This window comes from Nocardia sp. IFM 10818 (assembly GCF_054655275.1).
The window spans coordinates 6,411,838-6,424,579 of record NZ_BAAHJH010000001.1 but is presented as its reverse complement, the minus strand read 5'-3'; the positions used below and the strand labels follow the sequence as shown (position 1 = coordinate 6,424,579).

Below are 12,742 nucleotides of genomic sequence, written 5' to 3'. Positions count from 1 at the left end.
TCATGTCAGCACCAGTTGCGAACCGGTAGCGGGGGGCCGCTGCCGGATCCCGTCCTCGAGGCCCCGCCCCGGAAGGCTTGTCATGCAGTTGCGCTATAGCCCGTACGACTTCGAAGTCCATGCCGATCCGTATCCGTACTATGCCAGGTTGCGAAACGAGGCCCCGGTCTACCGCAACGAGACCGACGATTTCTGGGCGCTGTCGCGGCACGCGGATGTGCGGGCGGCGATGCGGGACTCCGAGAAATACTCCAGCGTGAACGGCTTCCGGATGGAACCCGCCTTCTGGGGGCCGCAGGCCGAGCGCTTCTTCTCCTTCGTCGCCATGGATCCGCCCAAGCACACCCGGCTGCGCGGCCTCGTCACGCGCGCCTTCACCGCGCATCGGGTGCAGTCGCTCGCGCCACGACTACGCGAGATCGCCCGGGGACTGCTGGAGCCGCTGCTGGCGCGCGGCAGCTTCGACCTCATGGCCGATTTCGCCGGACCCTTCCCCACCGAGGTGATATCCGAGCTGGTCGGGGTCCCCGCCGCCGATCGCGACATGATTCGCAAGCTCGGCATGGAGATCATGTACACCGAGGAGGAGTCCACCGATCTGCGGCCCGAGGCCATGGCCGCCATCGGCGCACTGGTCGGGTACTACACCGAACTGACCATCGAACGCGCGCAGCGGCCGCAGGACGATCTGCTGTCCGGCTTGCTCGGAGCGGCCGACGGCGAGGACCGGCTGACGCCCGAGGAGATCGTCGGCGTGATCATCCTGCTGGTCGGCGCGGGCATCGAGGCCGCCATGCTCAGCCTCGGCAATATCTGGCACGCGGGCTGGCTGCATCCGGACGCCCGCCGCCAAGCGCTGGACGGCCGCATCGACGACTGGATCGCCGAGGCGATGCGCTGGGATCCGTCGACACAGACGCAGCTGCGCACCACCACCGAGGCCGTGGAACTGCACGGCGTCACCATCCCGGCGAATGCGCGCATACTGCTGCTGACCGGCTCGGCCAACCGCGACCCGGAGGTCTTCCCCGACCCGGACACCTTCGACCTGGATCGCGATACCGGCGCGTCCCTGGTCTTCGGCAGCGGCCGCCACCACTGCCTCGGCTCGAACCTGGGACTGCTGGAACTGCGGATCGCACTGGGCGAGATCGTGTCCGCCATCTCCGACTACGACGTCGACGGCGACGGACTCGTGCGCATCCACGCCTCCAACAATCGCGGCTTCGCGAGCCTGCCCACCACGGTCACCCTGCGCTGAGTCCGGCGCTGTCGCGGGAATTCGATCGGAGCTCGACCACGAGTCCGGGCGTCGAATCTTCGGCGCCCGGACTCCTTCGCGTCCCGGGCCGATATGCGCCGGGCGCTGCGTCCGTCGCGGTCAGCAGTGCCAGCGCGGCCAGGGTGAACAGCAAGGCGAGCGCGAAATAGCCTCGGTAGCTGTCGGTTCGAGCGTGAATCAGGCCCGCGATCGCCAGGCCGGATGCGGCGGCGAGCTGGTGGATGATCCAGGCGGGGGCCAGGGTCCGGCCCATCCTGGCCGGGTCGAGGCCGCGCGAGAGGATGGCCATGGTCAGCGGGATGACCGGGAAGGACGCGACGCCGAACAGTACGGCCACCGGGATGAGGACGGCGGGTCCGGGGACGAAGACCATCAGGATCAGGGCCAGCATCCGCACGAGATACAGTGTGCGCAGCAGGTTTTCGGGGCGATGGGTGCGCAGCAGCCGGGACATCAGGATCGAGGTGAGTCCCGCCGCGAGCGCGGCCAGCGCCACCAGGCGGCCGGCGGCGGCGACCGTCCAGCCGTTCTCCGCCGCGTGTTTGGGCAGCATCAGGATCACGACGTAGAGGGTGGCGGCGTGTAATCCGAAGGAGGTCAGCATCTTCCATCGACCGCTCAGTGATTCTCCGCGATCGGTGACGACCGCGGCACGCGGGTCTCGTGGCAGTGCCAGCCACAGCAGTGCCGTGGCGGTCAACCCGATTCCGCCGAGCAGTGCGTAGGCGCCGCGGATGCCGATGGGTTCGAACAGCGCGGTGGCGGCCCACGGCGTGATCAGTTGTCCCAGATTGATTCCGAGCGCCGCGCGGGCGAGCGCCGGACCGGCTTGGTCGCGGTAGGACCGGGCGAGCAGGGTGGTGACCGCGAGCGTGGACGACGCCGCGAAGCCGAGCCCGCCGAGCAGCATGTACGCGGCGATGAATTCCCAGGTGCGGGTGACCGCTGACAGTACAAGGTAGCTGGATGAGATCAGCGTCAGCCCGCCGAGCAGCACCCGCTTGGGGCCGATGCTGTCGAGCAGCCGGCCGACGGGATGCTGCGCCAGGCCGGTGACGGTGGTGCCGAGTGCGGCGGCGACGGCCAGGGCCGAGGCGCTCACGCCGTAGGACGCTGCCGTGGGCGCGAAGAAGACGCCCATTGTGAAATTCAGGCCGAAGGACACGGTCATTGCCGCCAGTCCCGCCCAGGCGATCCGCTCCTGGCGCATCGTGATCAACTCCCTGCTGAATCAAGAGGTTTCGAAGACATGACGAAGACGGCGGCCCGGCGCTGGGCCGGGCCGTCCTGGTGAAGGGCCGGAATCGATCAGTCGTCGCCGGCGTGCATCCGGCGCAGCCCGGCGTTCTCGCGCTCGAGCTCCTCGATCCGCTCGCGCATGCCCTGGACGGCCTCGAGGACCTCCTCGCGCGGATACAGCTCCGGAATGTGCTGGCTGCAGTTCCAGTCGAAGGCTTCGACCTCGATCAACACCGCGCGCTCGACATGGGCCTTGTAATCCGCGGTGCTCAGGGCCGCGATGAGCTCGCGATCGTCACCGGCCTCCACGATCCGGGCCCGCCCCATGATCTTCAGCCGGGTGCGGGCCGCGTAGTCCATGAGGAACAGCGCTACCCGATTGTCGTGGTCGAGATTGCCGCGGCTGATGTACTGCCGGTTGCCGCGAAAATCGGCGAATCCGAGGGTGTGCGCATCGAGCACCTTCAAGAAGCCGCGCGGCCCGCCGCGATGCTGGATATAGGGCCATCCGGTCTCGCTCACCGTCGCCAGGTAGAAGCTGTCGCGCTCGGCGATGAACCACGCTTCGTCCTGGGTCAGCCGGTCCGCGACCGCGGGCACCGCCGCCATGCGCTCGTAGCTGCGCAGGCTGCCGTGGGTGCGCTGATGTTCGCGGACCGTGTCGGTGAAGGCGATCTGCGCGTAATGGCCCGTCATTTCAACGGCTTTCGCTGGTGCATATCGGTCATGCTCGCCTCCGAGTGCATCGTTCTAACCTTCTATTAATAGATAGAAGGTTATAATCGGCGGGAACATTCCCGAACGGCGAAATTTTTCCGCGAGTGGGTTTCAGCAGGACTCTCGCACGTAGCCGGGTTCGCCCGGGGCGGAGGCGTCCATGTCTCGGAGCGCGATGCTCAGTCGAACCCGGCGTGCGGCGGCGGCAGTGTCACCGCCGGCGCGGCGCCGGCGGTGACGGCCGCTTGGGCGGGGAGGCAGGTCGGATACCACCACCGATAGCTGGTCAGCGCCAGAATTGGGCGCGGCGGCGCGGTTTCGAGGCGGATTCGAGGGGCCGCGGGCGAGCGGGTTCGGCGGCGGCCGGGTCGAGGACCAGCAGGGTGGCGATGCGGCGGGGCAGGTCGAGGCGGGTGCGCAGGTGGGGCCAGGCGCCGTCCAGGGCCGCGGCCAGGCCGGCGGCGTCCAGGTCGAGGGCGGCGGCGGCGTCCAGCAGGGCGAAGGGCTCGATATCGCGGTGCTGTGCGGCGGCGGTGAGCAGGGTGGGCAGGCGGTCCCGGCTGGTGCAGGCCAGTACCTGGTGCAGGACGGCGGCGCCGGTCGGGGCGTGCGAGTGGTCGGCCATACAGGTGGCGACGAACTCGATATCGGAATCGATTGCGGCGCGTAGTAGTTCGGCATGTTCCTCGACCACGCCGGGTTCGGCGGCGGCGGTGTGGAAAATGGCCGAAACCTCCGCCGGGGTCCAGCTGCTGCGGCGTGCGCGCTGAAATGGACTGCGCGACAGCCGGAATCGGCCGCTGCGGCCGCGCTGTTCGTCGGGAGCGGCGGCATCGAGCACCGTCAGGACCTCGATCGGGTGGGGGAGATCCAGGAAGGCGCGCAGGGATTTCCACCCGGGACGCAGGACCGCCACCAGTTCCTCGGGTTCGGCGCGGGTCATGGTGAGCGCCTCGAGGAGTTCCGGGGCGTCGAGCGCCGGGTAGCGGGCGCATTCGGCGAGCAGGGCGGGCAGGCGGTCATTGGGCGCGCAGGCCAGGAGTTGTTCCAGGACATAGCGATCACGGGCGGCGGCGGAGACGTTCACCATGAACTGGGCCAGGATCGGCAGCTGGGTGTACATGGCGGTGTGGAGCAAGCGGCTGCTGCCGGCGTGCACGGCCGGATCGCCGATCTCGGCGCGGATGGTCTCGTAGACCAGGAACCGGTCGTGCGCGCCGATGGCGAGATCGCGCAGCGTGCGGTGCTGCCGCAGGTGGTGCATGATCCGGTCGCGCTCGGGGGCCTCGCCGGTGGCCCAATCCTGGTGCAGCTGCGGCCAGATGATCTCGGCGTCGCCGGGGGCGAGCGTGCCGGAGTCGAGCCGTTGCCAGGCGGCGGCGATCACGACGGCGCCGAGGTCGAAGCCGAGCTGGTCGGCGACCCGGGTGGCGCGGGTGTGGTCGCGGCCGGTCATGATGTGCTCGGTCAGGGCCTGCTCGAAGGCGGCGCGGGTGTCCGGATGGTGGTCGATCTCCGCCAATGCCCGTGCGACGCCGGGGCGTTCGATGGCCAGGTCGATGGCGCGGCGCGCGATGACGTCGGCGGTGAACCAGTCCGCGGTCAGGTCCGGATCGGTGATGACCTGGGTCAGCTGGGCGTCGTCGAGCAGCATCGGATCGACGGTGCGCAAATGCTGGTGGTAGCACCATTCGCGAATCTGGTGCACCGTTGCGATGGTGTCGGGCAGGGTGATTCCGGCGCGGCGATGCTCGACGATGGCGCGGCCGACGGCCGGATAGGTGTCGGCCCCGTCGGTGGAACTCTCCGGGGCGATGATGTGCCGGTCGGGCGGCGGGACGGCCGCGCCGCCGATGACGGCGGCGATGGCGGGCAGCTCAGGGGAGTACGGTTCGCTGGTGGCGAAGGTCAACTCGCGCAGCGTGTTTCGCGGCAGGATGCCGTAGAGCGCCTTCAGCATGGTGACGGCGTCGTCGGTGTGCTCGACATGCAGCGCGATGGCCGGGCCCTGACCGGCGAGGTGGGCGAGCACCGCGCCGATGAGCACGGGCAGCCACGGCTGGCCGAGCATGGCGTCGGCGGTGGCCGCGCAGCTGTCGCCCTCGGGCGCCGGCGCGGATTGCCAGTGCTCGGTGGGGGAGACGGAGCCATTGAGCGCGGTCACGAAACCGCCGGATTCGAACAGCGCCAGAGCCGTTGCGCCATCGAGCATTCCGGGCTCGCCCGCGATCAGATGCGTCACGCAGGTCCCGGGCCGCGCATCGGAGGGCGTCTTCAATCCGGCGACCGCGAGCCCATTGGCGATGGTGAATTCCAGGGCGAAACTGTCCGCGGACTGCTCGCCGACCGGCGGGCTGACCAGCCCGCCGAGCTCCCGCGCGGTGGATCCCAGTGCGGCGGGCCAGTTTCCGGACCGCGCCACCACTCCCACTCCCGCACCCGAGGACTCCAGGTTGACCAAGGCCCAGCCGCACAGCAGCTGCGGGAATCCGGTCATCGCCCGGCCTTGAGCTCGTCGATCATCTCCAGCATGTAGATCACCGGATCGGCGGCGCCGTAGGGCTTGAACACCGGATAGGTGCCGTCATCGCGTTTTCCGCAGCCGACCGCGGAAACCGGGAAGTACAGATTCCACGGGAAGTGAATCGACAAGGTGGTGTCCACGAGCGGAAACAGCTTGCGCACCAGGCTTTTCGTGGTCTGGGACCGATCCATGATGAGGGGCGGATCGTAGGCGTTGCCGGCGCCGTTCGCGCTGATCGGGCTGTCCGCCCAGGTGGACGGCGGGGCAACCGATCTCACCTCCGGCAGATCGATGAGCGAGAGCAGATCGGACTTGGCGATGATCGTCGACACGTGCACGCGCGGCGGCTCGATCGGCAGGCGCTCGGGATAGCTGTTGGCGGCCCGCCACAGTTTGGCGATCTGATCGATCATCAGATTGGTGCGGCCAATGGTCTGCGAATGCTCGACGGCATTGCGCAGGCTCTCCTGCACGGCCGGCTCGGCGTACTGCTGCATATAGGCGAGGTACTGCTTGTTCAGTGTGGAGGGCACCACGAACCACAGGAAATCCGCGACCGCCAGGTGCGGGCTGACCCGCGCCGCCACCGCGCCGTCGGTGATGTCCTCGCCGGCCACATCGACGAAGGCGAGGTTCACCGCGCGGGTGGATTGCAGCGAATAGACCGTCACCACCAGCGGTTTGCGCTGTTCCAGCCCGGCCCAGGCGTGGCCCTGGGATTGGGCCTGCTGCTGTGGCATGGCAATGCCGTCGGGCCGGATGTGCTGCGTCTGCGCCACCGTCACCCGGCGCGGGCCGGTGGCGTCGAGCGCGCGGCGGTTGAGCAGCCGGGCCTCCAGTGAGGTCCACAGGCTGGCCGATTTGGGCGAGACGATGAACGAGTACCGGCCGGCCAGATGCGGGTCGTTCATCATCGAATGGATCATGGACACGATGAGATGGCTCTTGGACGAGGCCGATTCGCCCACGAAGCCGATCACCTTCGTCGGATGGTCCAGCGTCACCGGATCGATGTCGCAGCCCTTCGGGCAGCGCAGATTCAGCTTGTCGAAATAGGTTTCGATCTGCTTCGCGTAGCCGCCGTTGCGCTGCCGGATGACGGTGTACCAGCGGTCGCGGTCGCGGTCGAAGCGGAATTCGGTGAGGCAGTTCAGGCAGACGGTGCGCATACCCGCGGCCTCAGGTCAGCACGGCGAAGGTCAGCAGCACCAGGGTGCCGATGAAGAATCCGAGCCCCACCTTCCACCCGATCCGCAGCCAATGCGAGGCCCGCGAGCCCGGATGCACGTACAACTGCCAGGCCCTGCCGGTCGGTCGATCTCTCATATCTTGCGCACCTCACCACAGTCCCGCGAGCTTGACCATCACCCATGTGAGAATCAGGAATACGAGCCCGCCGAGCAGCATCCCGGTCGTCGCCGCGGTGGTGAGCAGGACGGCGATATGCCAGGGGCTGTTGCGATGCAGTCCGGCCAGGAAGCGCTGGCGGGTGCCGATCATCGGCTCGAGATAGAAGTCCTTCGTCGATGCGTACGCCAGCGGGGGCGGCGGGGGTTCCGGGTCGTGGATCGGGAGATCTCCGAGGGTCATGGTGACGGTCGGCGCGGGCGCCGGGCGCATGGGCCGCGGGCTCGGCGCGGGCTGGTGCGCCGGGGTCTCGGCGTGCGCGACGGCCTCGCGGAATTCGTGCCGGAACTCCTCGGCGGAGGGATAGCGCAGCTGCGGGGCCGGTGAGAGCGCGCGATCCAGTACGGCTTTCACCCGGCCGGGTATCGGCATCGGCGCGTACGCGCATTCGAGCACCTCGCGGCACACCACGGCGAGGGAGTACACATCGCTGAGATGGGTGCACTGCCCGTGCCGCAGGTATTCCGGCGCGGCGTACTGCTCGGTGCCCAGCGCGCGATGCTCGCGCGTGAGCCGCTGGAAGTTCTCCCGCAGTTCGATGGCGATCCCGAAATCGGTGAGCTTGGCGGTCCCGTCCCGGCAGATCATGATGTTCTCGGGCTTGATATCCCGGTGCACCACCTGTTTGGAATGCGCGTAGACGAGTCCGGCGAAGGCATCGTTCAGCACCCGCAAAAGGCCGGGTAGCGACCAGTTCTCGCGATTGCGGAGGTGTTCGCGCAGATTCTCGCCGTGAATGAACTCCATCACCAGGAACGGCGAGCGCCGCCCGTTGTCCACGAACACTCCCGCGTCGTGCACGGTGACGATATTGCCGCAGCTCATCTTGCCCGCGATGTACGCCTCGTACTGGAACCGCTTCTGCGCGATCTGCTCATCCTGCTGTCCCACCGGCAGAATTCCGGCATCCAGCACCTTCACGGCGACCTGTCGCCGCAGCTGCCGGTCCCACGCATCCCAGACCTCGGCCATCCCCCCGCGGCCCACGAGTCCCCGAAGCTCGTAACGACCATTGATCAGCCTCAACTGCGCGAGATCCCTTCACACCGGTGGCACGTCCTGCCCGCCCCACCCCGGACCTTCCGAATCACCGCCGAGTCTACGCGCGCGGTTCCACTGCGCACGTCTCGATTTCACCCGTCCCGCGCCCCCTCACCGCCCAACCGTTTGGTCCGCCGCCTCCTCCTCAGCAACCTCCGCAACCGCCCGCGGCCACCAAAACACCTGCACCACCGCCGCAATCAACACCACCGCCGTCCCCAGCAACGCACCCCCGACCACATCACTGAGCCAGTGCACCCCCAAATACAACCGAGTCATGGACATCACAACCACCGCCACCACCGCCGCCCCCACCGCGAATGTGGCCCGCACCCTCCCCGGCCGAGAAATCAGATACATCAACACCACAACACCCACCAGCGCCGTCGTAGCGGTCGCATGCCCCGACGGATACGACATATTGCTGTGCATCACCAACCGCGTCTCCACCGGCGGCCGCTCCCTCCCCACCAGCACTTTCGTCAAAGTCCCCAGCAACGCCGCACAAATAACGGTCCCGCCCACCAGCACCGCCGGCCGATAATCCCGGAACCGCCACCACACGAACCCCGCCACCCCCGCCGTGATCACCGTCGCATGCCGCGGATTCCCCAAGAACGTGATCCCCTTCGCCACATCCGTCCACCCACCCGACCGATGCTCCACAAACCACCGCAACACCCCCGCATCCCACCCCGTCACCCACCCCGACGCCGCCACCCACCCCGTCCACAGCATGAACACCGCGATCACCCCCACCGCCGCCATACCCCGCCGCCGAACCGCCACACGCGTAATCCCGGACATGCCCTCCATGATCAACCACCGCGATACCTCCCCACCCACCCCACCCACCCACGCGATTTGTCATTCCCCACCCCCACTGTGTAATTTCATCCCCGCACTCGGACACCCGAGAGCAACCATCCGGGGCTATGGCGCAGCTGGTAGCGCACCACACTGGCAGTGTGGGGGTCAGGGGTTCGAGTCCCCTTAGCTCCACCGATCGTGTCAATGCACGACCCGTTCCCGTTGGGGCCGGTACCGCGGCAGCGGTACCGGCCCCAATGTCGTTTCCGGACTAGGCCGGGCGTTTCGGTCTAGCCCGGGATCTGCGCGCCGATCGCCGCTCCGGCTCCGGCGCCGAGGCCCGCGCCGATCACGCCACCCGCGACGGCGCCTATGCCGGCACCGACGACCGCGCCGAACGGGCAGACGGGCGCCGTGGCCGCACATGCGATGGCGCCGCCCGCGACGGCGCCGACACCGACTCCGATAACCGTTCCGACGACGGTGCCGACCTGCTGGCCGACGAGGGATTGGGTCTGTCCCGCGGCGACCGGCTGTACCGCGACGGCTGGCTGGATGGCCTCGGCTGCGGGGGTTTCGGCTTGTGCGAGACCGGCGCCGGCGCCGATGAGTGCGGTGGCTATGGCCGCGGTAGCAGCGATCTTGCGAATCATGGTGCCCTCCTGGGGTTTCTTCCAAGACCCCCGATTGTGGTCCGAAAACAGACCGCATATATAGAGATTCACAATTCGCAGCGATGCGACGGTACGGGAGGGATGAAATGGGCAGAACGCGAGAGATATTCGGCGATGCGATGGCGATTCTGCTCGGTGTGGTGTTCGCCTGCCTGGTCGCGGCGGGGGCCGCGGTGGGCGCCTGGAAGCTACTCTCGCTCCAAGACCCCCGGTGGGATGGCGAAGTGCCCTTCATCGTCCGCTGCCCACCGGAACCGGGTGGCGCCTGCTTGCTCGAGAGCGAGGCCGAACATACTCCGCGTATGGCTCGCGACGGAAGGCCGAGCGGAACCATCAGCCAATCGGCGATTTCCAGCGGAATACCAGACCTGCGCGCAGGCGATCGGGTGGTGTGCATCGTCCATGTCGGCGGATCCGATGTGAATGACAACGACTCCAACGGACCATACTGGACCGCCGAGAAGTGCAAACGTTCGTGACCGCGACGAAATGACTCGGGCCGCCTCCAGCCAACCCGCCGGGCTCGAGACGCTCGTTCACATCCGGTTCCGCCCGTAAACGACTACGCCCCAGCGCGTTTGGGGGCGTAGACCGGGACGGGGTATTGGTGTCGGCACCTCCCGGCGGCTCATTGTTCTAGATCGGGACCGCGGACGTGAGCGTGATGGGATACTGGGCTTCCTTATCCGACCGTCCAGGAGGAATGGATGGGGGGCAACTGGCTGTTGGGTGTGGCGTTCGGCGGGGCGGGGGCCGCTGCGGCCGGTCTGGATCTGGCTGTGCGGCACGTGAAGCCGATTGGGTTGCCCGGTGCGGGGGAGATTCCGCCGGAGCCGGAGGCCGTGGTGTGGGTGCTTCGGGCGGCGCTTGCGGCCGCGGGGGTCGGGCGGGGTGCGGAGGCGCCTGCTGGGCTTGTTCTGGCGTGTCCGGATGAGTGGCTGGCCGTGCACGCCGGGATGCTCGCGCAGGCGGCGGAAGTTGTGGGGTATCCGGCGAATCTGGTACGGCTGATACCGATTTCGGCCGCCGTAGCGCACGATACGGCCGACAGGAAGCCGCCGCGAGCCCGCCGAGCCTCCCGTTTCTGGGTGCCCGGTGTCGCGCTGGCCATCGTAATCGCCAGTGGGGCAACAGCTGTCATCGCCGCAACCCGTGGCGACAACACGGCGAGCGCCGCGGCGGCATCCACCACGCCGCAACCCACGACACTGCGGCCGGCCATCGTCTTCAGCCCCGCAACGGGTGGCGGCGACCCCGCGCAGCCCGGAATCACGAAACCGGACTTGCCGCTGGAGGCCTCACCCCCACGGGAAACCAGCGAGCCGCCGCCCATCATCACGCCGCCTGCCCCGACTACCACGGCGCTGCCCGCCCCGACTATCACGGCGCCGCCCGCGCCGCCCGCGCCGAGGCCTGTCGAGCCCGATCCCACGAATCCCGCACCACCCGAGCAACCCGCACCACCGACCGACCTGCGCGAGGCCACCATTCGCGGGTTCTGCCAAGGAATCCTCAATCAAATGGACAACTTTCCGGGCGGGCTCCCGGCCATGCGGGCTCAAATGCCGCCGCCGCTGTTTTCCTCGCCCGCCGATTGGTCGGAGGCATTCGACCGTGCCGCCGCCGGATCGTGCGCTTGAGCGTCGCGCACCGTGCCTGCCAGCGGTGATTTAGGATGGGCAAAGCGGAATGGGTGTTGATTCAACGTCGTCTGTTCTAACTCTTTTCTAACCAACTGCTATCCATCTCGGAATGTCGGTTTCGTTAGCTTTGATTGTCGCGCCGAGCATGAGCGCGCTTCTCGCCATTCATCAATGTGGATCTCTGTCGCTGCGCGATGAAAGGATTGGTATGCAAATGTTTGCCAGCAAATGCCGAACAATGCCCCGAGCAATCGTCGGTGCGGCCATGGCGGGCGCGACCGCGTTCGTGCTGTCGGCGTGTGGAGGCTCGGATGGGAGGCCGGATCAGCCGGCGACCTCGACCACCGCAACCACCGCTGGTTCGGTCCCGGCTGTGCCCGGTCAGTCACCGCGGCCCGGGACGCCGGGTCGAACCACCGGTCCCGTACGGCCGCCCGCGACTTCCACACCGCCGACCGGTGGCGAACCGAAGGCGGGCGACCCGTGCCCCTACGACGGCTCGGGGCGTGGCCAATGGGAGTGGACCGGGGCGAAGTGGGTCTGCGTTCCCGTGCAGGTCCCCGACAGTGGTGGCATGGGCGGTGGTCAGCCCGACGGTGGTGGCATGGGTGGGGGTCAGCCCGATAGTGGTGGCATGGGTGGGGGTCAGCCCGACGGTGGTGGCATGGGTGGGGGTCAGCCCGACGGTGGTGGCATGGGTGGGGGTCAGCCCGATGGCGGTGGCATGGGCGGTGGCCGGCCCGACGGTGGAGGCATGGGCGGTGGTCAGCCGGAAGAGTGATTTCCCCGGCGGCGATCGCGCACTTCGGCTGTCGAACTGCCTTCGGGTAGAGGCGGTTGCAGGGAGTTCTGTTCGGTGCCGGGGGTCGGGCGGACAGTGCCGTGGGACGGCATCGGGGCGGATCGGACGAAGCGGCCTACGGCGTCGAGAACAATCGGGTGCCGCTGGTGATCTCGGACCCGAGAAACCCTGCGATGCATGGCAAGACGGTGACCGCGCTGACCTCTCACGTGGATTTGGTGCCGACACTGGCGTCCCTCGCAGGAGCCAGTGCCGGCACGGTGCCTCCGGTCGCCGGGCGTGACCTCACGGCACTGCTGGCCAACCCGGACGCCGCGGTCAGATCCGCCTTGCTGCTCACCTCGGACGCCAAATCCAGTGGCGGACAAGTACCGGCGTCAACTGCGTCCTGCGCGGTGCGATCACACCGCGCTACAGCTTCGGCCGATACTCCACGGAGCAGAACCTCGAGGGACCGCGCTCGGAATACGAGTACGAACTCTACGACCGCCGAGAGGATCCGCTCGAACTACACAACCTCGCGCACCACGGCGGTGCTGCCGCACTGGTATCGCAACTGAACGACCTGGTGGACAGCCTTGTGGCACAAGAACTCTCCTCGGA

Annotated in this window: 11 protein-coding genes and 1 tRNA gene; 4 read left to right on the top strand and 8 right to left on the bottom strand. The window is 68.0% G+C overall.

Annotation, left to right across the window (positions count from 1 at the left end; all coding sequences use genetic code 11):
* Nucleotides 1-82 precede the first annotated feature (82 nt).
* Complete coding sequence (locus tag ACYQ5L_RS29900) at nt 83-1,261, top strand: cytochrome P450 (protein WP_459961569.1); 1,179 nt, start codon at nt 83-85, stop codon at nt 1,259-1,261.
* Here the strand turns inward: ACYQ5L_RS29900 and ACYQ5L_RS29895 are convergent.
* From ACYQ5L_RS29895 to ACYQ5L_RS29865, 7 genes are all read right to left on the bottom strand, one after another.
* Nucleotides 1,248-2,492, bottom strand: a complete 1,245-nt coding sequence (locus ACYQ5L_RS29895) for an MFS transporter (RefSeq protein ID WP_459961568.1) — start codon at nt 2,490-2,492, stop codon at nt 1,248-1,250. The genes ACYQ5L_RS29900 and ACYQ5L_RS29895 overlap by 14 nt on opposite strands.
* Nucleotides 2,493-2,590: 98 nt before the next feature.
* Entirely contained in the window at nt 2,591-3,217 is a 627-nt protein-coding gene (locus tag ACYQ5L_RS29890; RefSeq protein WP_459961567.1) for a pyridoxamine 5'-phosphate oxidase family protein, read from the bottom strand.
* Between the two features lie 307 nt (nt 3,218-3,524).
* A complete protein-coding gene (locus tag ACYQ5L_RS29885) occupies nt 3,525-5,735 on the bottom strand; it encodes a GAP1-M domain-containing protein (RefSeq protein WP_459961566.1) in 2,211 nt (736 codons plus the stop codon).
* Entirely contained in the window at nt 5,732-6,931 is a 1,200-nt protein-coding gene (locus ACYQ5L_RS29880) for a hypothetical protein (RefSeq protein ID WP_459961565.1), read from the bottom strand. The genes ACYQ5L_RS29885 and ACYQ5L_RS29880 overlap by 4 nt, the downstream gene beginning before the upstream one ends.
* 10 nt (nt 6,932-6,941) lie before the next feature.
* Nucleotides 6,942-7,088: a hypothetical protein gene (locus ACYQ5L_RS29875; protein WP_379203872.1), complete on the bottom strand. Its 147-nt coding sequence runs from the start codon at nt 7,086-7,088 to the stop codon at nt 6,942-6,944.
* 12 nt (nt 7,089-7,100) lie between these two features.
* Entirely contained in the window at nt 7,101-8,195 is a 1,095-nt protein-coding gene (locus ACYQ5L_RS29870; protein ID WP_459961564.1) for a serine/threonine-protein kinase, read from the bottom strand.
* Nucleotides 8,196-8,321: 126 nt separating this feature from the next.
* Nucleotides 8,322-9,026, bottom strand: a complete 705-nt coding sequence (locus tag ACYQ5L_RS29865; protein ID WP_459961563.1) for a phosphatase PAP2 family protein — start codon at nt 9,024-9,026, stop codon at nt 8,322-8,324.
* A 113-nt stretch (nt 9,027-9,139) separates the two neighbouring features.
* Between ACYQ5L_RS29865 and ACYQ5L_RS29860 the strand changes: the two genes are divergently transcribed.
* Nucleotides 9,140-9,212, top strand: a tRNA-Ala gene (locus ACYQ5L_RS29860).
* A gap of 98 nt (nt 9,213-9,310) precedes the next feature.
* Here the strand turns inward: ACYQ5L_RS29860 and ACYQ5L_RS29855 are convergent.
* A complete protein-coding gene (locus ACYQ5L_RS29855; protein WP_459961562.1) occupies nt 9,311-9,673 on the bottom strand; it encodes a hypothetical protein in 363 nt (120 codons plus the stop codon).
* Nucleotides 9,674-9,813: 140 nt separating this feature from the next.
* On the opposite strand from ACYQ5L_RS29855, the gene ACYQ5L_RS29850 reads away from it, so the two are divergent.
* Both ACYQ5L_RS29850 and ACYQ5L_RS29845 read left to right on the top strand, forming a co-directional pair.
* Entirely contained in the window at nt 9,814-10,173 is a 360-nt protein-coding gene (locus ACYQ5L_RS29850) for a hypothetical protein (RefSeq protein WP_459961561.1), read from the top strand.
* Between the two features lie 228 nt (nt 10,174-10,401).
* A complete protein-coding gene (locus tag ACYQ5L_RS29845) occupies nt 10,402-11,334 on the top strand; it encodes a hypothetical protein (RefSeq protein ID WP_459961560.1) in 933 nt (310 codons plus the stop codon).
* Nucleotides 11,335-12,742 lie beyond the last annotated feature (1,408 nt).